The organism is Rhodobacter aestuarii, from assembly GCF_900156655.1.
Lineage (GTDB): Bacteria > Pseudomonadota > Alphaproteobacteria > Rhodobacterales > Rhodobacteraceae > Rhodobacter > Rhodobacter aestuarii.
Window position 1 is genome coordinate 1 of sequence record NZ_FTOG01000018.1, and the last position, 24,099, is coordinate 24,099.

Sequence of the window (24,099 nt, forward strand, 5' to 3'; positions counted from 1 at the left end):
GGCTCCGCGCCCGGCGCGCTTGCCCAACCCGAAACAGACCACTATCAACCCCAAGGACTCTCGTTATGACTGAGGGACGACCGGGGGGCAGGTCACCGGTTATCGCGGGAGGATTTTATCCGCGCCGTGCACTCGGCAGGCTGATACCATCCGAAAGACGCATAACTAGCCAACCTTTGCCGCAGCCGTCGCATCGGGCTGGTGGCGTCGAGCCTTGGCATGGTCCCGGATCTTCTGCGCGGCTCAGGCATGTCGCTGATCTACTGGGGGGATGCTGAGGTGAAGGGCGGAAGCAGCAGGCGGCCCTTGCTATTTTCATCCCCCACAAGGTCTGATCCGAATGGCAGTTCCGTCCCGCATCAGCGACATTCGGCCCGGGATTTTGCTGCGTCGTGCCATGGACGGCCGCTTCGAGCCCATCGCAGCGAGCAGCGCTGGAGCCATTGCAGACGGTCAACACGAAGGATTTCAGTGGCAAGAGCTGAGGTCGTTGATTGGTCTTCAAGCTGTCGGTGCGCCGGGTGACGCTGACCGGATGTCAACCTCACGCTCGCGCGTCATGATCCATCCCATGTGCATCTTCCAAGGCGTCGAACTGGGACCATGAGGAGGGTGACACTTTAACTTTGTTCGCATGAGGCATTTCTGCTTAGCGCCTACACAAGTAGGTCGGATAAGAGATGTTATGTAACTTTACTTCACGACCTCATTTGACGCTAGTCGAACGGCGACTTGTGGAGAAAATCAAAATAGAGTGTTGAAAGCCCTCTGCGAGGCAGCATGATTGGCGCAATGCAAGGCATATGTGAGCCGCGTCGAAAGATATACAACTCACATCGCCCATTAGCACTCATTACTGAACCGGCTCAGCGCTGCACTGCGCCTTCCTGTTAGGTCCCGTCGGTCGCAGCTATCACGACTTCGTCCTCGGCCATCCATCCGTTGGATATCAGAAACCTGCGGATCGTGTCGGGGGCCTCGGAATAGAGAACAAGCGCGAGGCTCTCTTCGGCGCGGGTACAAGTGACATAGAGCAAGCGGCGGGTGCGCTCGATCGTTGTTTCCTCGCCCTTGTCCGCCTTTTTCTGCGCGTCTGGGCCAAGGGGCTTGACCCCGAACAGCGTCTCATAGGAGGCAACGCCTTTGAAGCGTGTATGAACGTCGTCGGCGATTACCATGACCCGGGGAAACTCGAGCCCTTTGACACCTTGGTGGGTGCCATAGGAACTACGGTCTTCGACATAGGCGCGGTAATGTGCCACTTGAGAAAACGGGGTCTCAAGCGCCTGCGTCCAGGCATCGGTGATAGTGGTGTCGGTGGGTGGTGTGTCCTCGGGCGTAGTCAGATCCAGTTCGGCAAGGATGTCGGCCATGTCCTGAGCCGCTGGACGGTCTTCAGGCAAACAGGGCCGAAGCTGGTCAGGGATCGGGAACAATCGGTGCTCTGCCACGACCGCCAACACTTCGGCACAACTCGGATCCCGTTCGTCCTTAAATAGCGTCATAAGCGCCGCGACGCCCGCCCGCGCCGCGTCGAGCCCAGTGGCCTGGCCCGCTCGCCCAACTCGGATACCTCGCTTATCGACCAGCGGTGAGCCGTCACGCAGAACCGCCATAGCGGCAAAAGCATCCCCATCCCTTTGAGCTGTCACCAAAGGCAAGACCCGGTGGGAGAATAGCCGCATCGCGGGCAAGGTACCATCGCGAAACCCGTCCTTGAGCTTGTCGGGTTTGCTCAAAGGTTCAAACAGTTCACTGAAGCCAAGGCGTGCAGCGGCCATGTGACGCTCGATCGTGAGGGTCTTGACCGTCTCCGCGTTCTGCCAAGCGGGGTCTCCGGTGATGCGGGCCATCTCCGCGCAAGTGAAGGCTTCAAAGACTGCGCGATCCGTGCCCTCGCTTGGCGCAAGAAAGACCCGCACGGTGCCACCCGGTTTGTCTTCGCGTGCGCGCTGTTGACGGCGATCATCGTCGCGCCGGATCGCATTCGCCAGATCCACGATCCGCTCGCGGCTACGGTGGTTCATCTGTTTGGCCGGTTGCGCAAAATCCGCCACCCGTTGGTCGAGATCGCGCAATCCATCGGAGTAGATGCGCTGCATTGTGTCCCCAAGCAGCCCAAGGGAGATGCGGCCCCGATGGCGCGCCTCGAAGATCAAGAGCGCCTCCATCAACGGTTTCATGGTGTCCTGGCTCTCGTCGATCAAGATGAACGGGTAACGCGCTAGAACGATGTTCTGAAACGTCTCGCTTTCAGTCAGGAAATGCGCGGCGAGCGCAATGACCTCGGTATGTTGCAGCGCATCGCGGCTGAAATTGTCCCCCTCGGGCGCGTAAGTGAAGGCGCGGATTTCAGCTAGGCGCTCCAGCCGCTTTGTTTTTGATGCCATTTTTTTGATGCGTTCATCATGGGCTTTGCCCGCTCGGCCCTTTGCATGGGCAGCCTGGATATCAGAAATTTCACTCTGTAAATTGCTCTCCAACCAGGCCCTAATATCTGCCGTACGCCCCTCGATGAGCGACCAGGCGAAGCTGTGTATAGTCTGCACCTGAAAAACCGGATCGGCTTTAACGCGGCGTTTTATCTCATCAGCGGCGGCATTGGTATAGGTGATCACTGCGATCTTGCGGCTGTGTTTTCGCAAGGTCATCAGTGTCGTTGTGTCCAAGCCCTCCAGTGCCTCCTTGAGTGAGCGCGTCTTGCCTGATCCCGCCCCGGCAAAAAGAAAGAAGCTGCGCGGCTGATCGAGGGACAGGCATTGGCGGATCGTGGCGTCAGCGCCAGCGTCGCGGGTAGCGTCTGTCACATCTGTCATATCGCTCTCTCACCGCCCTTCAGTCGGCCCGCGAGCCAAGTCAGGCCTTTGTCGATATATGGCGGTGCCTGAAGCGCTTTGATGTCCTCGATATATAGGAGGTCCAGTGCAAAGGCGGCCCTCGCGCCTAGTTTTAATCTCAGCCCGTCCTCCAAAGTACCCCGCCCTTGGATGCCCACGGGCTCTCATGCGTTTCGCGCGAATGACGGGTTTCCGCCCTTCGCCACGGCAAATTAGGATGTGCCTTATCGAGGCTTTTAACAGCTTTTATACGAGGTAAAAAAATAGTATTGTGGACAGAATATTTTATGTACGCCTGTTCAGGATTTCCTCGAAAACTACACCCATTTTCTGTTCCGCCAAGATTACCACCAAAGCTGCAGCCCGCGCATCTTCTGCTGCGTCATGATGGGCGAAATCAAGGCCGAGACGGTCTTTAAGGTGCGCCAAACCATGCCCGCCATCGCCGCGAAATTCAGGCCAAGCGTACCGGGCGATTCGAACGCTATCCCGCCATCTCCATTCTGGGACAGGCAGACCTGCAAGCGCAAAGGCGCCCTCGATCGCTCTCTGGTCAAACGCGCTATGCTGAAAGATAACATGACGACTCAGCAGCGGTGCGATGCGAGGGACGGCATCTACAAATTTTGGTGCGCCACGCACTTTCTCAGGCCCAATCCCATGCAATCGAGTATTGAAAGGCTCGAATGGTGCTTCCGGATCGATATAGCTAGACCAACTGTCGATCGTCCCGTCATGACGTACGCAGGCAAGGCCGATCTGACAAATACTTGCGCAATCTCCGTTGGCGGTTTCGACATCAAGCGCCACAAAGCGATACTCTGCGTCTGGCAGCGGCGGAATATCGGCCGATGGTGCGCGGAAGGTCTCAGCTTCGACCGAGGATGGCACGAACCCTTTGAGCAACCGGGCACAGAGTCCGGGCAAGGCATCGACGTCCAGCCGTGAACTTCTGGCATCGGTTCGAAGAAGATCCTCGTCAAGATATGGGTGATAGGGTTCAAACACGAGGTTCGGTCCCGCCGCGAAAAAATCCACCGCCGCCCCCTCGGCCCACTGCGCGAGCGTCTTTTCAAGGGGTTGCGCATCGATGCCGCAGGTGACCTCAAGAAACCCGTCATGGCGTTCAACCTGATGCCCGACGCCCTGCAACGCCAAAGCAAGCGTTGCGGTCCGAACGGTGCCGCATCCCGTCGCCAGAAACCAGTTTCGTGGGCCGATATTCACAATCGCAGACCGCCCGAAACCGGCAGCATGGTAGTGGGTGCGCGCCTCGGAGAGCAATTCTGCTGCGGTCCGGTCCATGTAGACCGGAATCTGATCGCCCGTGTAGATATCGCGCATCTTTTCGATCACCCGGTCGTGGATCAGCCCGGGCTCACCGCCGAAACGTGGCGGCACACCGCCCTTTGCAGGATCGACGACAATGATTTTCGCGCCGGTGTCGATTTCCCGCACGCTCCAGCGACGCCCGGAGAAGATGAGCATCATTCCGGGGGCGAGGATGTTGTCGAGCGGGATCGTGCCGAGGTCGCGACCTGTTTCAGCTCTTCATAGGTGCGCTCCGGATACTGAAGCTTCATGACGTACCGCTGCAGTGAAATCCGTCGACCGTCGATATTTGCGGCGGCATGAATATGATCGCCGCGCGATATAACAGCGTACCAACGATGGGCGCGCACCTGCCTGTCGAAGCGCTTGTCGACGATGGCTTCTAGGTCACGGGACGTAGCGACCAACGCGATCAATGCTGGATCGAGAGATTGAATTAGCGTTTGGACTGCCGCTCTTGTGTTTTCAACTGGGCTTTGCATGGTCTTCTATCTGTCTAAATACGTTGGAATTTACGCGTCGGCTCAACGTGAACACCTTGTGGCCGAACACTTGGCACCCGCTTTGAATGCGGGTGCCAGTCATTCAGAACAAAGGTCTGATCAGGCTGAGGTGTTTTCAGTCTCAGGACGTTCCGAAACGGAGAAGGGCTCACTTAACATATCGAGTGGCGTGGCTCCGCAAGATGGACAGTGCCATAGGTTTTGGGCCATCTCAGTTCCGGAAAACTCACCGTCGCAATGCATGCAGTACCATTTGTCAGAGCGCACATGATTGAGCGGGTGCCCGCCGGTCTGGCGCTGGCCGCGCGTGATCGCGCCGAGCGTGTCGAGACGCCGCGCAATGGTCGAGAGGAACCGCTTTTCCGCCTTCACATCGGTCGCGACGGGGCGGAAGAGCGGCGGCTGCGCCTGATTGGTGCGGTTGGTGCGCCCCAGCCCCTGGATCGCCGCATCGGCCTTCCAGCCCGGTTCGAGAAGGTAATGCACCCGCAGGCGCTGGTTCTTCGCCCCGAGATCGGCGTGATAGCTGCGCCCGGTGCCGCCCGCATCGGAGAAGATCAGGATGCGTTTTTGATCATCCATGAAGGCGGCGGTTTCCGCGAGATTGGCAGAACCGGCGCGGGTCTCGACGACGAGCCGCGCCGCAGGACCCTCGCCCTTGCGCACGATGCGGCGCGACCGGCCCGTGACCTCGGCCACGAGGTCAGTGCCGAAGCGCTGCACGATCTGGTCGAGTGCCCCCGGCACGGGCGGCAGCGCGGCCAGCTTCTCGATCAGCGCGTCGCGCCTGCGGGTGGCCTCGCGGCATTCGACCGGCTGACCGTCGCGCACAACGGGCCGGGAAGAGAGATTGCCCTCGCTGTCGGTGAAAGGCTCGTAGAGCTGCACCGGGAAGGAATGGGCGAGGTAGTCCAGGACATACTCCCTGGGAGTGATGTCGAGGCGGATGTCATTCCAGTCCTCGGTCGGGATCTCGGCCAGACGCCGCTCCATCAGCGCCTCGCCGGTGGAGACGATCTGGACGACCGCCGCATGGCCCGCCGCCAGATCGGCCTCGATCGCGCCGATCAGCGTGGGGGTTTTCATCGAGGTGAGCAGATGGCCGAAGAAGCGCTGCTTGGCGCTCTCGAAGGCAGACCGCGCGGCCGATTTGGCCTGTCGGTTCAGCGTGCCCGACCCGCTCGGCCCGTCGGCCGCGCCGGTGATGTTCGCCGCCTCCATCGCCGCCGCCAGGTTGTTGTGGATGATGGCGAAAGCCCCGGCATAGGCATCGTAAATGCGGCGCTGTTTTGGGGGTGAGCGCATGTTCCAGCATCTCGTATTCGACGCCGTCATAGGAAAGCGAGCGCGCAGTGTAGAGCCCGAGCGCGCGCAGATCGCGGGCGAGAACCTCCATTGCCGCGACGCCGCCAGCCTCGATCGCCTCGACGAATTCGGCGCGCGTGGCGAAGGGGAAGTCCTCGCCACCCCAGAGCCCGAGGCGCTGCGCATAAGCAAGGTTGTGCACCGTCGTGGCGCCCGTAGCCGAGACATAGACCACGCGGGCATTGGGCAGTCTGTGCTGCAAGCGCAGACCCGCCCTGCCCTGCAGCGAGGCCGACTGATCACCGCGCTCGCCCCTCGCCACAGCGGCATTCGCCATGGCATGGCTTTCGTCAAACAGGATCACCCCGTCGAAATCCGCCCCGAGCCAATCGACGATCTGATCGACGCGGGATTTCTTGGCACCCCGCTCCTCCGACCGCAGCGTCGCATAGGTGGTGAAGAGAATGCCCTCGGAGAGCGGAATGTCGCGCCCCTGCGCGAAGCGCGAAAGCGGCGTCACCAGAAGCCGCTCCTGACCAAGGGCCGACCAGTCGCGTTGCGCATCCTCGAGAAGCTTGTCGCTTTTCGAGATCCAGAGCGCCTTGCGGCGGCCCTGCGCCCAGTTGTCGAGCAGGATCCCGGCCGACTGGCGGCCTTTGCCAGCGCCCGTGCCATCGCCAAGGAAAAAGCCGCGACGAAAACGGACGGCGTCAGCGGCATCGTCGGGGGCAGCCGAGACCATGTCGCCGGTCTCATCGACGATCCACGATCCGGCGAGATGCGCGCCATGCGCCTCGCCTGCGTAGATCACGGTCTCCAGCTGCGCGTCGGAGAGAAGACCGTCGCGCAGGACGGCGGTGGGCAGCTTGGGCCGGTAGCTGGGTTTCGGGGGTGCAACCGAGGCCATCGCCGCCGATTGCACGAGCTTGGTCGGATGCGCCGCCGCGCCGGGGATGTCGATCGTCTGCAGACGGAAGGTCTCGTAGATCGCATCCGACAAATGCGCCGCGCCGCCATCTTCGGCGGCATCCCGCAGCGCATAGTCGATCTCCTCGGCCTCGATCGGCGTCAGAACCTGCGCCGGTCGCACGGCAAAACGCGCGCGCGCCGGGCTGATCGGCCTGCGCGCGGCAGGGACAGGACTCCCCGGGAAGGGGGAAGAGGGCCCCTGCCCTGCCAGGGCGTCCTGTTCCAGTTCGAGCCGGGGCGGAACCTCGCGCAGGATCCGGGCCAGAAGATCTGCGGCGTCAGGGGAGATCGGCTGTCGCAGATCAGCCGTGATCCCGCCAGCCTCGCCGCCCCGACATTTGTCGAAGACCGAGAGCCGCGTCTCAAAGTTGGTGCCGTGCCTAGCGAAGGCGGCCCCGGACACCGCGCCGGTGAACACCAGATGCGCGGTTTCCGTCAGACGCGCGAAAGCCTCGGCCCAAGCCGGGGTGTCGGGCGCGAACCCCGCCCCCGTGATGGCGACAAGCCGCCCACCCGGCGCAAGGCGCGCCAGCGCCGAGCGCAGATGCCGGGCGGTCGCCTCGGTCGTTCGATCCTCGACATTGGCGAGCGCCGAAAAGGGCGGGTTCATCAAGATGACGCTCGGGCGCAGCCCCGCATCGAGATGATCGTCGATCTGCGCGGCGTCAAAACGGGTGACGGGGCGGCCCGGGAAGAGCAATTGCAGAAGATCGGCGCGCATGCTCGCGAGCTCGTTCAGCGCGAGGCTGCCCCCCACGATCTCGGCGAGGATCGCCAGAAGCCCGGTCCCGGCCGAAGGTTCGAGGACCAGATCTCGGGGGGTTATCTGCGCCGCGGCAAGGGCCGCGAGCCCCATCGGCAGCGGCGTCGAGAATTGCTGGAACCGCTCCATCTCCTCCGAGCGGCGGGTATGGCTCGGCAGAAGGCCCGCGACCTTCGTCAGGATCGGCATCAGCGCCGCAGGCGACCCCGCCCGGGCGAGAAGCGCGCGACCGAATTTCCGCAAGAAAAGGACAAGCGCCACCTCGCCCGCCTCATAGGCGAGCTTCCAATCCCAGGCACCCGATGCATCGGAGCCGCCGAAGGCGCGCTCCATCTCGGGCCGCAGGCGTGAAGCGTCGATCGGCGCGCCTTGCGCCAGATCGGGTTGCAGTGCTTCGGCCACAGCAATGATCGCCGGCGCCGGATCCATGGGCCGCAGGGGCGGCAAAGGCGCAAGAGGAGGAAGAAAGGTCATCGGGAAACTCCGGAATGAGGGATAGGACCAGCCCGGACACCCTCTCTCGGGCACCCTCAGGCCTGCCCTTTCCCGACCCATCTCTCCCTCTCGACCCTCTGTCTCCCGACGCCCGGCTTGATTTTGTTCCCTCTTTGTTCTATCTTGAAGACCAAGCCAGCAGGGGAGATCGACCATGGAAAGCACCGCGCCTGCGCTGCCCGCAACGCCTAAGCAGATCGCCTATGCGCACGCGCTCGCGCGGCGCAACGGCACCCTTCTGCCATGGGACGTGCAGCAGGACCGCCGAACCTTGAGCGGATGGATCGACACGCAGGCCCGGATGAAGCCGATGTCTGAGGTGGACCAGCGGCCGACCTCGAAGCAGGTGGCCTTCGCGGAAAAACTCGCCCGGATCAAACGGCGCGCCGTGCCGGAGGAGTGCTTTCGCGACAAGGGCCTGATGTCGAAGTGGATCGACGGGAACAGGTGATCGAACATCTCAGACTAGCTGGCAGCTGTGTTCTGTTAGATGTACTCGATGTCTTGGCGCGCCAGGGCAGCAAGTTTGGAAAGGCCGTTCTTGGTGAGGTCGAGCAAGAACTCAGAGGCTGTCATTGGCGGATTATCGTAGCGTTGACGTACCTTTCGCAGCGCCCGCGCCCCTCCCTGTCGAAAGAGCGCATAGGTGTTGGCCAACATATCGTCGGCGCCGAGCGTCTCAATGTCATAGGGCGCCAGTTTATCCGACGGGAAGTCTCGATGGTTCTCGGTAACGATCACCTGCGCCGAGCTGCGGATTGCCGCCGCCAGAACATGGCGATCGTTCGGATCCGGTAGATCAAGGCCATCGACCAAAGGTCGATAGCCATCCACGAAGCACTCTTCGAAATGCTCTCGAATCGCCTGCTCCTGTTGACGAACGCTGGCCTCGAGATGAGGCTTCAATCGGATGAGGTTCCGAGTCCACTCGTCGAGAATTTCATCGGTGATGCGCGCTCGAAAGAGCCCCTCTTGGGCGAAGGTGAAGAGGACATCCCTGATCCGAAACGGGAAAAGCACGTTGGCGTCGAGCACCACCACGAAAGGGTTGGCGACGAAGCTCATTCGTTGTCGAACTCCTGCCCAAGCCGGGCAAGGTCGGCCAACGCACCCTCTTGTTTGCGGGCCTTGTCAGCACGGTAGCGCATCAACTCGTCAATCCTCACACGACGATGCGATCCAACCTGCTCGAACTTGATGTCGCCTCGGAGCAGTAGCTTGGTCAGATAGGGGCGGGAAATATTGAGCATGTCCGCCGCTTCTTGTGTGGTCAGCATCGTACCGACGGGCACGAGCGTGACCATATTGCCATTGCTGACATGGCCCAAGAGCTCGATGATGAGGTTGCCAACGGCGGGGGCAATCTTGACCGCCTCGCCGTTCTCACCTGAAATCTTCAGGCCACCATCCAGCTCCATAGCGATCGCGATCGCCGTCGCGGCATGCGCGGCGCTGTCTATCTCCTCGCGCGTCGGAGGGCGCTCCATGAGCCCTTTGTCTTCCGTCCTCTTTTCAGCCGTTGTCATCGGTCTCTCCCGCTTTTCCCATCAGATATACGCCATGCGCGCCCTACCTCAAGTGAAATAACAGAAATATGTGTAACAACCGTAACTCCGCGCCTCGGAGGTCACAGTTCACCCGAAGCGCCGCCCCTCTTCAGTGAAGGTGTGCGCGTTGACGATGATCCCCTCTTCGATCGCCTCGTCCGAGGTGAGGTGCTCGTATTCGGCCTGAAGCTGGCGGTAGAGCCAACGGGCCAGATCGCGCAGCGCCTCGGTCACGATCTCTTCGGCATCCTCAGTGGGCGGCTGACAGGTCGGGCTGTCACGGGTGACATCCACGGACATGGCAAATTCGTGGTAGTAGCGCCCGCGATGGGTCGCCTCGGCAGCGAGCCGATAGAAGTTCCTGCGCTGGATGGCCTGCAGCCGGTCGACAATGCCATGCAGCGTCGTGTCCATCGGGGCATAGCCCCGAATGCGCGCGGCCGCGCCCTTGGCGTGACCGAGATAGCCCGCGAAGCAGGCGCCGTCCCCCTGGCTCCAGAACCCCGAAAACCAGACACAAGGCTTTTGCCGCATGCCACCGCCCATCAGGCGGACGGGCGTGGTCTTCAGGCGGATGCCGAGGATCTCGCAGATCCGCTCGAAATCCTCGTAGACCGCGTCCCACCAATCGTCGTGGGGCGCGAGGTCGCGATACCAGCTGCGTGCCTTTTCCTTGGCCTCATCTGAGAGTCCCGGGAACTGGTAGACGGTGGTGCAGATGGTCTCAGGCATCGATGTCCTCCCCGTTCAACGCCGCAGCCAGCCATTCCTCGGTGCTGGTCCAACCGACGGATTTGCGCGCGCCAAGGTCGATGACATGCGCACCGCCGCCGTAGGCATCGAGGCGCGGGCGCGAACAGGTCAGGGCGTATTGGAAGCCCCAGAGGCCAGTGAGGTCGAGGTCTTCGGCGAGGCGCAGCACGAAGCGGATGACCGCCTCGACATCGCCATGTTCATCGTCATGGATCCACAGGATGCTGCCTTCGGGCGCATCCTGGCGCGTCAAATCGAACCCCGAACCCTCCGGGTCATCGGCCTCCTGATCGGTCGCGCGCAAATCCGCAATCAGCGCGAGCGCGCGGGCGGCCTTTTCGGCCGTCCCGACATCGATCAGGCAAGAAAAATGGGTGAAGTAATCCGCCATGGGAACCTCCTGAGAGTGAGACGCCCAGCCGCGAGGCCGGGCGCTGGATTGGAACGAAAGGATGGGCAGGCGCGCTCAGCCGGTGCGCTGGTCGCCTGCGGCCTGACGCGCCGCATGCGCGCAAAGCATCTGCCGGTAGAACCGCTTGCGCGCTGCTCGAAACCCGCGAACGGCGCGGGTATCGGGATGAAGCACCCGAACCGCCGCACGCAGGACGGCGAGCGGCGATGCCGTCAGCGGCAGGCCGAGGCGCAGATATGCGGGATCGGTCATGTCAACGGCACGGCGAAGATCGGGGCCAGATTGACGGCCGAGGGCGCCATCTGCGGCGCGCAGGGTGACTTCGGTCATGGTCATCGGCTCAACTCCGGTTCGGGAAAAAGGGGGGGGATGCCGGACTGGGCGATCTCTCTACCCAGCGACGCGCCCAAGCCCCCTGCCCTTCTCGATCTCTCCGCCCTCACGCCGCGCGCTGCAGTGCGCGGGCGGCGACGACACGCCAGAGCGGATCGACGAGCCGCCCCTCGAGGTGATCGGCGCGACGGCGCAGATGCGCCACGAACCCATGTTCGCGCCATCCCGCAGCCTGGCTCGCCCGCGCGCGCAAACCGCTCGCCTCGCGCAACACCGAACGGGCCTCGGGCGCGGAGAGCACGGGGTTGCACCAGGCAATCGCAGCATCGGCCAGCTCTCCCGCCAGCACGAGCCGCTCTTCACGATCGAGGATCACCATCATGTGCGGGGCAACGTCGGGGCCGACTTGCTGCGCCAGCACGACCGCGGCGAACATCGCATCCGCGAGCGTCGCATAGCGATCGAGTTCCACCGGGCGGTCCTGCCCGGCCATCGCCGCTCCAAGATCCGGGGCGACAAGTTTCAGAACGAAGGACAGATCGGGATTGGGCGCGGGCCGTGCATCGGCGTCAAACCGCATCTTCGGAGTGGCCTTTCGCGCGCGGAACTCTTGATCGAGCATCTCGGATTCTCCTGCGACGGGGGCGGGAAGCCTCTCTCCCCGCCATCACCGTCACCCCCAAACCGCCACCCTCTTCCTCGAGGGCGACGGCTCAGGGTCGGGCTTGATCGTCAGAGCTTGCCCGAGGCCCTCAGGCTCAGCTCACAGGGACACCTCGTTGTCCGAGAACCCGTATGGGACTTGGCTTGCGGAAACCATCAGGGCCAGCGGCCGCGTGCGCCGCGCAAACAGGCCGGACACACGTCTGCTTCTGACCAGTGCAAAACAATCTCAGAAAAGTCTTGCTATGCAGGAGCCATCCACACAGGCCATTCGCTGCGGTTGCAAAACCAAGGCAAGAGCCTATTCAAACCTTTCGGACGGAGCGGGCTTTCGCTGCGTTATGTAGGAAGGACCGTAGACCCGAGCATAAGTGGTGAAACCGTCTCACCCTCGGGTAGCGTCTCTGCCAAAATTCAGGCTCGTACCTGCACGCGCTCACGAACACGGTTGTAAATTCTGACCTCCGGTTGATGCTCAAGTTCCACGACGACGGCGAACCGCTGATCAAAAACTTGGTCCACCGCCCAATGGGACAGACACCGCACGACGAGGTAGTAGACCTCTCCGTACTCCCCCGTATCACGTTTGAAAGTGACAGAGGCCGTCTGGACTGTGTTACTCGCGCGCTCGTCCGACCCGGGTTGGAGCTTGCACTTAAACCTCGGAGGCACGGCTGGCGCTGCCCCCTCCAACGTCTTGTCTCGTTCGCGGAAGTGCTCAAAGAGCTCTGCCTCGTCGATGCCGCGCAGCAGTCGGAAATCCATTTTGGTGCCGAGATAGTCACTACGGGTGCGCCGGACGGGCGGGTCGTAGGCAAGGGAGACCCGGATCGTACGGTCCCCACCCGTTCGGAACTCAGGTGGGATGGGCAGTCTATATACTGCGAATTGATCCATCTCTAAGGCATCCTCAGCGTAGAGGACGACACGATGTTCATCCGAATAGGCGGCGCGGATGGGGTCAACGACACCGTTGCCTCCGATCCTGACGCGCTCGGCGGCTGTCATTACACCCAATCGTCGTTCGAAGGCATCAGGCGAGCGCGCCGCGCCCACGAGGAGCGCTCGTAAAAGGTTGGCAGACGCATTGGGCATACGGCGTAGTAGGCGCGCGGCCTTGTGGATCAATAGCGGCGCGGCGAAAGATGTGCCCCCGGCGGCAGTGAGGAACTGCTCGGTGTAGCGATGATTCAGCGTGATCACCCCCGCTGCGGGTAGACGCGGCGCGCCAGCCAAGCTGACCGAAGGTACGTCGAAGACGGCTGTGCCGCCGAGATCGACGACGTCGGGCTTTCGCACACCGCCCGCACCAGGTCCAACCCGTGTGAATGGCGAGGGCTCGCCCCATTCATGCGTAATCGGTCGAACATTTGCATCACGCTCATGCCGAGCGTCGAGGCCCGTCCCTCCCGCCACAGCGCCGACTGTCATGACGTTCGCTGCGCCCGCGGGCTCGGCCAACCGGTTTTCAGGCTCGAGCAGATAGGTTGGGTATAAGGTTACCAACTCCTCGGACGTAGCTGCCATGAAGGGTCTCGGGCGCCCCCGATTGCCGGCGGAGACGACGATTAGTACGTCGAGTTCGCGAGCGAGCGCGTCAAGGGTCGCGGCCCATGGACCAACGCGACCCTGTGGTAGGTTAGCGTTAGTATCGCCAAGAGACAGCACGAACAGCCTACAGCCTTGGTCCGCGTGTAGCGTGCGAATTGCCGTATCCATTACACGGGGCACGGTGCGTCGTTCTGGGAACCGGCCGTTGTCACCCACGACCTTGGCCACGGCCAGACGTCCGACCGGCTCCAAGGAACCTGCTGGAATCGCATCGCGTAGGTCACCGAAGAGTGCCGCTCCTGCGACTGATGTGCCGTGTCCCCAAACATCGGCAGCGCCTACTATGCCCTCGCCGAGGTGACGACCGACGACGAGCCCGTCTAGTAGAGGATGATCATTTACGCCGCTGTCGAGGATGCCGATGATCGGCGCACCCTCCGCCGGATCAAGGACAGGGGGCACCCTGCCCGCGTCCAAGGCCACCATCGGTTGGGCTACGAGATCCGGCTCCGGGGGTAGGTCGATGATCGCGATTTCGGGCACCCCGAGGAGGGGCCGAAGGCCGCGACCCGTCGCTTCCACGCGCATCACGGTTATGGAGGGCCCTATATAGGTGTCGTATACGGCTCCGCCTTGGGCGACCAGAAACTGTTCGATTTCCGCAACCTTCGCTTCGCGCTGAGGCCGGGTGCCGAACTCCCAGAGTTCGATGTCGAGGACGTACTGAACATCGTCCTGAAGATCCTCAGCTTCAGTGATGCCCTCAGCTTTGATCTTCGGCCCGAGCCGGTCACGCGGGGCGAGCCCTCCGATCCCATCAATTCTTCCCACGAGGCCGGCGTAGTTCGGATTTTTCTGACCCGGGTTGGCTGGCGGTGCGTCGAACTTACTGAGGCGGTCCATGAACACAGTCAGGTCGCCTGTCGAAGAGAAGAGCAGGACAGTGCGATCCGCATCGCTGGAGACGACCAAGAGGCCGAGCCTCTCCCAATCGCTCTCGGCGATATGACCGTCAACTTGTACGCGAAGGAGTAGAGAGGGGTCGACGAAGGCGGCTGGCTTTGCGGCTAGCTGCTCTGCCATCGCAGTCCGGGTCTCCGCCTGGAGGGCACCGCCATGACCGCCGCCGCGTCCGGGCGGGGCGCCGCCTCCGCCGGTTTTGCGGCGCGCGATCGGCACGCGGGCACGGATCAGTTGCAGGTGCTCGAGCTGTGCCATCCCCTGGTTCCTATACGGAAGTGGCGCCCGCACCACCTTCGCAAGCCCTCGCGCGCCGGCGTTCGGAATTGCGCAGGGCTGAGCGTAAGTGACCGTCTGTCACACCCGTGTTACCATCCAAGATCGACAGCTTGATCGCTTGCTGGGTGATCCGAGCCAGTTCCGCATAGGAACAACCCGTCAGGCGATCGATATAGATAGCCGGATCGATGGAAGTCGCCACGTTGCGGAAAGCGTGCCGCAGATAGGCTTCGATCATCCGCGCGTTGGGTAGATCGAACCAGACCACCTCGTCGAATCTCCGCCAAATTGCCTGATCAAGCTGGCCCGCGAGGTTCGTCGCGGCGATCAAAAACCCGCCGGGCTCAATCTGCTCAATGAACATTAGTAGACTGTTGACCACACGGCGCAATTCACCGGTCTCGGTCGGCTCCTCCCGCGAGCGCGCAAGCGCGTCAAACTCGTCGAAAAATAGGACGCAAGGCTGGCGCCGTGCGAACTCGAAGGTCTTGCGGATGTTGGTGGCCGTCTCACCGAGATATGACGACACGAGGCTGTCGAGGCGTACGTGGAAAAAGGGTAGCCCCAGTTCACCGGCAAACACCTCCGCGCACATGGTCTTGCCCGTGCCGGGCGGGCCGCAGAAGAGAAGCTTGGAGCGTACCTCGAGACCATGGCGGTGCAGGCGGTCCGCCTGCCGGAACTCGCGGATGATGCCGGCGAAAAGTTCCTTATTCTCATGCGACAGGTGAAGCTCGGCGGGTGTGCGCTGCGGCTCCACCCGCTGGATGAAATCGCGTGCCTCGTCCGGGAAGGGCAGGAGCTTACTTGCAGGAGCCGTTTGGGTCGAACCTTCACCGAGGCGATCGAGAGACTTGCGCAGGGAGCCCGCGAGCACTCGATTGCCCTTGCGCTCCTCCTCGCCGATGATCTGCTCGACTACGGTGCGGAATTTATCATCCCGACCGTAGCTTGTTATGAGCTTTTTCATCAGTTCGCCGCGTGCCATTTCGCCTCCCTCGTCTTTCCCTCCCTACCTGTTCGATAAGGACCTTGACAACAATAATTGAGGTCTTGGAGTCCTCGTAGCCAGACTGAGTGATGGAAATGCATGCTGGCGCGGTTCTTGAAGCCATCCCAGTCAGCTTTCGTAAATAGACGCAGGCCGAACCGGCCCTGCAGAAACGGGTCGCTGTAGTCACGCTGGCGCTCCCAGGCGCGTCTGAGCGAAAGGATAGACCTTTGCAACAGTATCGTTACCAGATTTCCGTGCGTTGCAGTGGCCCGCATCTTGATCCAAATGGAACACCCTGCTGCACCCACAGCCGTGAGGTTGAAGTCGCCTTTCGCGATGGTGTCCCGGGACATCATCCCTTTCGCGCACCTTGCCGCATTCGGAAAATGGGGCTCGATGCCGTCATGCGGCGCCACAGACGGGAAGTATGCGCCCAAGGTGCAAGCGCTGTACTTGGCAACCGTTTTCCATTTCGGCGACTGGATCAAAACCGAAGGCGTTGCCCTTGGACAGGTCCGGGATCGGCACATCCGACAGTTTCTCGCCGATCACATGCCGTCTTGCGAGTGTGATCGCCATACGCGCGGCGACACACACACAAATCGCGCAGCCCTGCATCTGCTCGGGCGGGTCATGGAGGCCACTGGGTTCGCTATGACGCGGACCCTGACGCCAATGGATGCAGAGCTTTCGCGCTTCGACGCGAAGATGCGAGAGGTCTGGGGTTATTCCGAGAGCACACGGGCAGCACGGTGCCGGATTATCAAGCGTTTTCTCATAACCATAGTCGGTGCCCAAGCCATTGATATAAGTTGTATTTCAGAGTCAGATGTGTCGCGCTTTATCATCGGGGACGGCACCCGCAGCACAAGTTGCGCACGTGGGCTGTCTGGCGCGATCCGCTGCTTCCTGCGGTATCGCCAGTTGATCGGCGATGACGTCACACCTTTGCTTGCAGGTTTGCCGCGCCCCCCGCGACCCAAGCCTTCCACCCTGCCAGACGTTCTCACAGACGTCGAAGTCGACGCGCTGCTTCAGTCGTTCAGTGCCGACTTTCCGCAGCGCCGGCGCGCGTTCGCAATCGCCAGATGCCTTATCGATCTAGGTATGCGCTCTTCCGAGGTGGCCGGACTGACCCTTGAAGACATCGACTGGCAGCGCGGCACGATCCGGGTCACCCATCGCAAAGGACGCCGTGCAGATATTCTGCCGCTGCTGGAAGCGACTGGTAAGGCGATCGCAGACTACATCCTGCATGAGCGCCCTGCGCCCGCTTGCCCCAACATTTTCGTCCGGCACAGGCCCCTGCCCCATCGCCTCGGCATCTTCAGCACCATCGGTCGGAAGTTCCTCGCTGGGTTCGTCCTCGGGCCGGACATAGCCGCGATAGACCGCAAGACGGCCATCCCGATCCACGGTCACAAAGGCCCCGGCGCGGACGACCTCGGCCGGGTCGAAGATCAGCGGCCGCTGCTCGAGGGTCTCCATCGCCAGCTCAAGCGCCCCGAGCCGAGCGTCAATCTCCTCGGGGTATTCGTCCTGCCCGGAATATTCGTCCTCGAGCGCACGGTACTCGGAGAGCAGCGCGGCATGCGAGGCACTTTCCGCGTCGCTCATCGGCGCCGGATCGCCCGCCAGACGCCGCAGCCCGTGGCTGTAGCCATAGGGCAGATCGGTCGCCACCTCGATCCACTTCCAGCCCTCGGCGGCAAGCGCCTCGGCTTCGGCCTGAAGTTTCTCGGCGACCAGCCGGTCGAGCAGGGCAGGGGCCTCGAACCAGCCGCCATCATCGCCCTGGAACAGATCGCGCATCACGACACCGCCAGCAGCTTCATAGGCCTCGACGCCGACGAAGATCGCGCGACGATCCGATGCGCGCACCGAGGTTTCGGTCAGCATCCGCCGGATCGTGTAGGGCTCTTTGTTCCAGGTGTTCTTCACCGCATCCCAGACCTGGACCTGACGCGCATGATCGGGATTCACCGTGAAGGCCATCAGCTGCTCGAGCGTCATGCCGTCATCGGCATAGACTTCGAGCAGGGCAGGGGCCACGGAGGCGAGTTTCAGGCGCTGCTTCACGATCTGCGGCGTGACGAAGAAGGCCGCCGCGATCGCCTCCTCCCCCTGACCTTTCTCACGCAGAGCCTGAAAAGCGCGGAATTGGTCGAGCGGGTGCAGGGCAACACGCTGCATGTTCTCGGCGAGCGAGTCATCCTCGGCAAGGATGTCGGACGCGGCGTCGCGCAGGATGCAGGGGATCGGCGCGGTCTTCGCTAGCCGCTTTTGCTTGACCAGCAGCGAGAGGGCCTGGAATCGGCGACCCCCGGCCGGGATTTCGAACATGCCGGTTTCGACACCTTCTGCATCGAGCACGGGGCGGACGCTCAAGCCCTGCAGAAGCCCTCGGCGCGCGATATCTTCCGCCAGTTCCTCGACCGAAACGCCCGCCTTGATGCGCCGGACATTGGACTGGCTCAACACGAGCTTGTCGAAGGGGATATCCCGCGAGGGGGACAGGGTGATTTTCTGGGCAGCTTTCGCCATCAGATCTTCTCCGCGACGGGCGCCGGAAGCCTCTCTTCCGATCTCACTTCCCGTCACCCCTCAAACAGCCCCTCTCTCACTTTCCCTCAGCCAAGCGTGTTGTCCGCGGACAACTTATGCTGTCACGAGATGAGTTTCCGAGAGTTTGCCCAATCGCTTCACCAGCCTCACCGCATTGAATTCATGGCTTCGTGCACCGCTAGTCAGTGACCGGAAATAAGCGCCAACGTTTCGGATCCGGTCATGGAACTGAACGATTGCCCAAATGGTGATCGCGCTTGGCAGAGTTCCGATGCAGCGCTCTGCCTGTCTCAACGTCGCGCTGTCGATGCCAATCATCGGTGCAAGTGTCTGGGCATGTGTGACCACATCCGCAAAATCCTCAATGCGTCTCAGCGAAAACGAGGCGGCATCCGGACAGGCTTTCATCAATTCGGGAAGGGAAAGGCTATCTCCGGGCGCTTCGTCATTGGTGATCGCAGCTTCTTTTTCAGTATTTTCTTTTTTTGACTTCTGATGGTGGCGGACATTTTGGCCGTTGCTGGCGGACATTACAGTCGCTCGCAAAGAGTGTTTTCCACCATCATCGGCGGTTTCTCCAATGGTGTCGGGCAGCGCCTCAGACATTCTGGAGAGCTCTTCGACCGTCAGTTTGTTGCGAAGACGGCGCAGGATATCGAGCGCACGATTGTCACTGGGATTGGCCTCCAGCATCGGTCGGATCTGCGCGCGGAGTTTCGATTTGAGATAGGCGATCTCTTCCGTTTGTGCGCGCGCTCGAACTGCGAGGGCTGCGATCTCGTCGAGCTTGCAAAACAATGGGCTCAGATCGAAGCCAAAATGGATCGACTGCCTGTGTGTAGGATCGTACTTCGTGAAACGTTTGCCGTTCGCGCTGTCCTTGCGCTCGAGGAGATTGAGCTCCATCAACGCAGCTACATGGCGGCGCAGCGTTCGATCTGAGACCCCATTACGGCGTGCGCTGAGCGTCAGGTTGGACGCAAAGACCATGTTGTGGTTTCGTTTTGGTGCGAGACAGGAGAGCATCGCGTCGAGCGTCGCGAGGACGGTCGGCTTCAAGCCCAGAAGCGGTGCTGCTTCTCGCAGGGTTTCGATGATGATGTGACGTTCGGGCGGAGCGTTGTCCGCGGACAACACTTCAGACGCCCGCAAACCAAAGGCTGCGGTTGCTTGGATGAATGCCATCGATTTTCACGGCAAACCGGGCTCGAGAGGCCCTCTGGCCATCACTTATTGCGCAAAGGCAAAATTGATTCGGCAACCGAATCGGTTGTTGTTGACTGCTGCGGAGAAGCTGATACATCTGAAGGTGCAAAAGACAGATGGGGCTCTCCGAGGATGACCTTGGGGGGCTCTTTCACTTTTCGGGTTGCGTTCGTGCTCCTTTCTTTGCTGCTCTTGCCTCGTCAGTCGGCTTTTTTCGTCGACTGCCATTCCTTGTAGAGGCGCCTCAATTCGGCCTCCGCATTCTCCAGCCACCACATTGCGAACTCGGGGGCCTCGGTCTTCGAAAGCTTCACCGTAACCGCCTTGGCCTGATCCGTGACCTGAGCAAGCCGTATTCCGTCATCGGACAAGATCGGCAGGGCAGGGGAAGGGGCTTTCGTCGCGATAAGTGGCTCACGAAGGGCCGCAGCGGCCGCATCGGCAAGCTGCCCGAAACGACCATCCGAGGTTTCGCTCGCCGGAGCCAAAGCTGTCTCCGCGATGGCCGTCAAATCAAGGTCATGGTTGTTGACCAAATCGGCCAATTCCTCCCAACGGCGGCGCCCGATGCCGTGCGCGGGGCCGATCATCCGGACCACGGTTTCGGGGATACTCCGAGCGACCTTCTGCATGCGCGACAGCATCGGTTTGTCGACCGCCAACGCATCGAGGATCACTGCCGTCTCATAGCCGCTTGCCGCCAATTCTGCCGCGAATAGCGATTTTTCGATGAAGCTCGGATCGAGACGTTGCGCATTCTCCTGGCCCTGAGCGAGGATTGCTTCGTCGTCGCTCAGCGCTCGGACGAGCGCTTTCGCGGGTTGGCCGAGCAGCCGCAGGGCTCGAAGCCGTCTTCGTCCATAGACGATCCGGTAGTAGCCTGGCTTTTCGGCCATCGGACGCACCATGATCGGCACCTGCTGACCATGAAGACGGATGCTCTCGGCGAGTCGCGCGACGTCGGAGTCGGCAAAGGCGAGACGGTCCTTCGGGCCATCTTCCTCGATCACATCCGGCGCGATTTCGCGCACCGCATTGCTCGAGAGATCCTTCAACGTAGATTTGACACCACTCATGGCGCCTGTGTTCGGGAAGCGTGCCTTGCCATCGGGCACCGATTGCTCGCCGGTGCCGGCAATCGGCGGGGCAGGGGGCTGGAACAGGTTGCGACGCGCCATCAGTCAGTCTCCCGTGCCCAAGCTTTCTGGATCACCTTTTCGAACTCGTCGGTAACGCCGTTCACACTCTCGAGGATCCGATCGAGCGTTTTCTTCAGAACCTGCGAGGGCTCGATCTCGTAGATCGTCTGTTGCGTCATGCCGGCGTCGGAAATCGCGGTTGATTTCAGCATCGGCGTGGTCAGCACCTGATCGAGCAGGATCGAGCGGAGGAAGCCCGCCATCTGGGACTGCGGCACATCGGTCGGCTCGTAGCGCGCGATCAGGAACTTGAGGAAATTCCAATGGATCGGCCCGGCAGCTTCCTCTAGAGCACGAACGGTTTCCCCCGCCATTTCAAGGAATTGCGCCATGGATGCCACGTCGAGCATGCTGGGCACGACGGTGATCAGCAATCCGGTCGAGGCCAAAAGCGCAGTCATCGTGGTGAAACCGAGCTGGGGTGGGCAATCGATGATGACGAGATCGTAGTTGGCTTCGACCTCGTCGAGAGCGATCGCGAGGCGCTGCGTGAAAGGCGGGTCGATCTTGTGTTGCAGCGCATAGGCTGTTTCGGTCTCGTATTCGGAGAGCATCAGCCCGGCCGGAGCCAGATCGAGATTGTGGAAATAGGTCTTGCGGATCACCTGGCTGAGCGGGACCGGCTCTTCGTATTTGATAGCGTCGTAGATCGTCCCGCCCTCGGCGAATTCGATCTCCGGCCTGTAGCCGAACATCGTCGTCAGGCTGGCCTGTGGATCCATATCGATAGCCAGCACCCGGTAGCCGCGCAGCGCATACCGTTGGGCAAGGTGGATGGCCGAAGTCGTCTTGCTGGAACCACCCTTGAAGTTGACGATCGAGATGACCTGCAATGCGTCGCCAGAGCGTCGGCCGGGCAGGTAGGCTTCGCCATTGCGCCCGGTCTTGGCCATGATGTGCCGGATCTGGTCGATTTCGGCAGCGGAATAGAGCCTGCGTCCGCGGCTGTCCGTTTCCACCTCGGGAAAATCACCTTCTTGATGCCGGGTCCGCAGGTTCGACATGCTGATCCCGGTCAGCTCCGAAACCTCGGCGGGCTGGAACTTCCGAAGCGTCTTTTTGCTTTCGGGTTGAAAGCTGTTGCGCATATGGTTGTCGAGCGCCTCGGACAGCCTGATAGCGTTCGAGGCAATGGATGCGGCAACAGATTCGGACGCGGCCGGTTTCGACGATGTGCTCATTCTGCCCTCTCGGCCTCTTGGTGGGCCCTGGTGGTTTCGTCGCGAAAACGCGTTGTTTGCGCTTTTTCGCGACAACACCAGACATTGCACGCAACTTTCTTCCAGACAACAGTTTTTTGCAAATCCAGCCGACGCAAAAGTCTTCATGCCGTTCTGCTTCAGGTGGCAAGGCTGATAACTCGCTGATTTAATGTGATTTTCGCTCTAGATGCTGTCGTGTCGACCAAATGTAGTGGCCGTCAGCACTAGCTATACAACCGGTCGGTGAAATACATCGCGCCGAATCGCCAAGGTTGTGCTGGTCAGGCTGGACCCCGCCGTGACATCCGGCAGATCTGAGGAGGACAACGGCCCCGCGCTCGGGCATCCTGCCGCCTTGCCGATCAACAAGGGGGGGACTGGATCGTGTGTGGTCGGATCATCGATCCCAATCTGCGCAACACTGAAGTGGATATGTCGCAAATCAAACTTGACCCGTTCGGCGGTCGGTTCAACATCAAGCCGACGGAGGCGGTCGTGATCCTCGCCAAGCGACCCCTCATGGCGATGGAGGCGCGCTGGGGCCTCATCCCTTCGTGGTTCGATGGCGCCAACCCGAGAGACTGGAAGGCGGCAACGTTTAACGCCCGCATCGAGGATGCGCGCGAGAAACCGACGTTTCGGCAGGTCTGGCGGCACGGACGTTGCTTGGTACCGGTCGGCGGGTTCTACGAGTGGAGCGGACCCAAGTGTGCTCGGCGGCCGCATTTCTTCCATCCTGCCGGAAACGAGCCAAATCGGTTCCTTGCCGGCTTGGCGAGCCGTTGGCGCGATCTCCTGACCTGTACGATTATGACGCGGGTGTGTTATGAAACATTTCCGGGGACGGTGTCTGTGGTCAACAAGATTACCCACCACCGCGCCCGTTCCTGACCGCGAACACGAAGTGTGGGAAGGATTTGGAGCCGTAGTGTTCCGATCTGCCCTGCGATCGACCTGAGCTGCACCAAGATCGCGCACGTCCCTGTTTGCGATGGCGCCTCGGGCTCCAGGGCTTGGGCCTGTTTGAGCTGTGTGTCGAGGGCCGCCATAACGGCGATGCGATCCTGCCGGTCTAATCCGCGCCGCAAGATGCCCGCCCGATCGCCGCTTCTCGCGGTGCTCGACATCGCCTCCAGAAGGCTTTCGGCTAGGGCGTTCCATGCAACGATCTGCAAGTCGTGCTTCAGCTGAACCACCGGCAACGGCAGGCGCAAAATCAGATCATCCATCGGCAAGGCTGCTTTGGAGACAGATACGCTCGCGATCATTTCCTCTAGTGCGCCCGCTTGCCCGGAGCACGCCTCTTGCAAGCGTTCAATCGCGTTTCGTAATGGCTCCGGCACAGGAATACCTGTCAAAGCCGCTTCGATCTGGGCGAAATACTCTGCGATTTCGGATTGTGGGTCGTTCGACCGGAAGGGCGTGCGCGGGCCGGGCATGAAGGCGATCCTGTAAAACGGGCCATAGGGATGACGTGGCGAACGGGATATCCTTCGCGTAAGCGCGCGCGCAGTTTGGACGGCGCAATCCCGGCCGGTTCGCTTCGCGATACCGGTGGCGTGGGGCGAGCCTCACGAGTTTCGTCCGGCGTAGCAAGAGCAATCGCACCGCACGAACGAAGAAACGTTGTTTGGCGCGGGCAGGCGAATGAATTTTCAAATTTCGCGCATTTATCTTGCGAATTTTGCAAAATCGCGTATAAGTGGTGTTGCGAAGTTTTCTCGACCGCACCCTGTCTCCTTCATCGGCTTCAGTCTGCTTTCCGTTCTGACCAAGCCGAGTTGCCGCATTCTGCGGGCATCACCCTATAGAAGGAGTTTTCACGATGGCCACTGGCACCGTGAAGTTTTTCAACACCACCAAAGGCTTCGGCTTCATCGCCATAGAAGGCGCGTCGCGCGATGTGTTTGTTCACATCTCGGCGGTCGAGCGTTCTGGTCTGCGCAGCCTGAATGAAGGCGAAAAAGTCAGCTTCGATGTCGAAACCGGTCGCGACGGTCGGGAGTCGGCCTGCGCGCTGGCACTCGCTTGAGCCAGAAGCCTCAAGGCGGCAGCGCATCGCGCAACAACATGGCATCTTCCGGATTATTCCGGGAGATACTGCCCCCTCCGCAAACGGCGCATGACAAGACGGCTGCTGCCGCGCGGCTCATTCTTGAGACAGAAGCGCAAGAGCGAGCGGAGCGCACTGCAACACTGCGCGCTGCGCGGCTCGCCCGTGACGCAAGCGC

The 24,099-nt window shown here is 61.4% G+C and carries 18 protein-coding genes and 3 pseudogenes; 4 read left to right on the plus strand and 17 right to left on the minus strand.

From position 1 onward, the window contains the following. Positions 1–890 precede the first annotated feature (890 nt). The 4 genes and pseudogenes from BW967_RS17785 to BW967_RS17800 all read right to left on the minus strand — a co-directional run. Complete coding sequence (locus BW967_RS17785) at positions 891–2,816, minus strand: UvrD-helicase domain-containing protein (RefSeq protein WP_076486443.1); 1,926 nt, start codon at positions 2,814–2,816, stop codon at positions 891–893. Positions 2,817–3,122: 306 nt separating this feature from the next. After that, a complete protein-coding gene (locus BW967_RS18430) occupies positions 3,123–4,328 on the minus strand; it encodes an exonuclease domain-containing protein (RefSeq protein ID WP_245826620.1) in 1,206 nt (401 codons plus the stop codon). Beyond that, entirely contained in the window at positions 4,325–4,651 is a 327-nt protein-coding gene (locus tag BW967_RS17795; RefSeq protein WP_076486444.1) for a hypothetical protein, read from the minus strand. The genes BW967_RS18430 and BW967_RS17795 overlap by 4 nt, the downstream gene beginning before the upstream one ends. 294 nt (positions 4,652–4,945) lie before the next feature. After that, positions 4,946–8,183: pseudogene (locus tag BW967_RS17800) on the minus strand (strawberry notch-like NTP hydrolase domain-containing protein); the annotation flags it as partial. Between the two features lie 175 nt (positions 8,184–8,358). On the opposite strand from BW967_RS17800, the gene BW967_RS17805 reads away from it, so the two are divergent. Beyond that, positions 8,359–8,655: a hypothetical protein gene (locus BW967_RS17805; RefSeq protein ID WP_076486445.1), complete on the plus strand. Its 297-nt coding sequence runs from the start codon at positions 8,359–8,361 to the stop codon at positions 8,653–8,655. 35 nt (positions 8,656–8,690) lie between these two features. On the opposite strand, the gene BW967_RS17810 is transcribed toward BW967_RS17805, so the two are convergent. From BW967_RS17810 to BW967_RS17845, 8 genes are all read right to left on the minus strand, one after another. Then, the gene (locus BW967_RS17810) at positions 8,691–9,269 is read right to left on the minus strand and encodes a PIN domain-containing protein (protein ID WP_076486446.1); all 579 of its coding nucleotides are present in this window, start codon (positions 9,267–9,269) and stop codon (positions 8,691–8,693) included. Then, positions 9,266–9,730, minus strand: coding sequence for a helix-turn-helix domain-containing protein (locus BW967_RS17815; protein ID WP_076486447.1), 465 nt, complete (start codon positions 9,728–9,730; stop codon positions 9,266–9,268). The genes BW967_RS17810 and BW967_RS17815 overlap by 4 nt, the downstream gene beginning before the upstream one ends. Before the next feature lie 108 nt (positions 9,731–9,838). After that, positions 9,839–10,483 carry an antitoxin of toxin-antitoxin stability system gene (locus BW967_RS17820; protein WP_076486448.1) on the minus strand — a complete coding sequence of 215 codons (645 nt, stop codon included), beginning with the start codon at positions 10,481–10,483 and terminating at the stop codon, positions 9,839–9,841. Beyond that, positions 10,476–10,895 carry a hypothetical protein gene (locus BW967_RS17825; RefSeq protein WP_076486449.1) on the minus strand — a complete coding sequence of 140 codons (420 nt, stop codon included), beginning with the start codon at positions 10,893–10,895 and terminating at the stop codon, positions 10,476–10,478. The genes BW967_RS17820 and BW967_RS17825 overlap by 8 nt, the downstream gene beginning before the upstream one ends. A gap of 75 nt (positions 10,896–10,970) precedes the next feature. Beyond that, a complete protein-coding gene (locus BW967_RS17830) occupies positions 10,971–11,252 on the minus strand; it encodes a hypothetical protein (protein WP_394329253.1) in 282 nt (93 codons plus the stop codon). A gap of 103 nt (positions 11,253–11,355) precedes the next feature. Next, entirely contained in the window at positions 11,356–11,871 is a 516-nt protein-coding gene (locus tag BW967_RS17835) for a hypothetical protein (RefSeq protein WP_076486450.1), read from the minus strand. Between the two features lie 455 nt (positions 11,872–12,326). Continuing rightward, a complete protein-coding gene (locus BW967_RS17840; protein WP_076486451.1) occupies positions 12,327–14,681 on the minus strand; it encodes a S8 family peptidase in 2,355 nt (784 codons plus the stop codon). Between the two features lie 10 nt (positions 14,682–14,691). Next, positions 14,692–15,690, minus strand: a complete 999-nt coding sequence (locus BW967_RS17845; RefSeq protein WP_076486452.1) for an AAA family ATPase — start codon at positions 15,688–15,690, stop codon at positions 14,692–14,694. 714 nt (positions 15,691–16,404) lie between these two features. On the opposite strand from BW967_RS17845, the pseudogene BW967_RS19120 reads away from it, so the two are divergent. Beyond that, positions 16,405–16,935: pseudogene (locus tag BW967_RS19120) on the plus strand (tyrosine-type recombinase/integrase); the annotation flags it as partial. A 63-nt stretch (positions 16,936–16,998) separates the two neighbouring features. Here the strand turns inward: BW967_RS19120 and BW967_RS17860 are convergent. The 4 genes and pseudogenes from BW967_RS17860 to repA all read right to left on the minus strand — a co-directional run. Next, a pseudogene (locus BW967_RS17860) lies at positions 16,999–18,240 on the minus strand (ParB/RepB/Spo0J family partition protein); the annotation flags it as partial. Between the two features lie 114 nt (positions 18,241–18,354). After that, a complete protein-coding gene (repC, locus tag BW967_RS17865; RefSeq protein ID WP_076486454.1) occupies positions 18,355–19,446 on the minus strand; it encodes a plasmid replication protein RepC in 1,092 nt (363 codons plus the stop codon). A gap of 221 nt (positions 19,447–19,667) precedes the next feature. Continuing rightward, positions 19,668–20,645 (minus strand): plasmid partitioning protein RepB, encoded by a 978-nt coding sequence (gene repB, locus BW967_RS17870; protein ID WP_076486455.1) that lies wholly within the window; start codon positions 20,643–20,645, stop codon positions 19,668–19,670. Beyond that, positions 20,645–21,847: a plasmid partitioning protein RepA gene (repA, locus tag BW967_RS17875; protein ID WP_076486456.1), complete on the minus strand. Its 1,203-nt coding sequence runs from the start codon at positions 21,845–21,847 to the stop codon at positions 20,645–20,647. The genes repB and repA overlap by 1 nt, the downstream gene beginning before the upstream one ends. A 405-nt stretch (positions 21,848–22,252) precedes the next feature. Between repA and BW967_RS17880 the strand changes: the two genes are divergently transcribed. After that, positions 22,253–22,759 carry an SOS response-associated peptidase gene (locus BW967_RS17880; RefSeq protein WP_083952316.1) on the plus strand — a complete coding sequence of 169 codons (507 nt, stop codon included), beginning with the start codon at positions 22,253–22,255 and terminating at the stop codon, positions 22,757–22,759. Here BW967_RS17880 and BW967_RS18620 read toward each other — a convergent pair. Further along, positions 22,693–23,307 carry a hypothetical protein gene (locus BW967_RS18620; RefSeq protein ID WP_108188666.1) on the minus strand — a complete coding sequence of 205 codons (615 nt, stop codon included), beginning with the start codon at positions 23,305–23,307 and terminating at the stop codon, positions 22,693–22,695. The genes BW967_RS17880 and BW967_RS18620 overlap by 67 nt on opposite strands. A 386-nt stretch (positions 23,308–23,693) precedes the next feature. Here BW967_RS18620 and BW967_RS17885 point away from each other — a divergent pair, with 386 nt between their 5' ends. Next, positions 23,694–23,900: a cold-shock protein gene (locus BW967_RS17885; RefSeq protein WP_076486457.1), complete on the plus strand. Its 207-nt coding sequence runs from the start codon at positions 23,694–23,696 to the stop codon at positions 23,898–23,900. Positions 23,901–24,099: the final 199 nt, after the last annotated feature.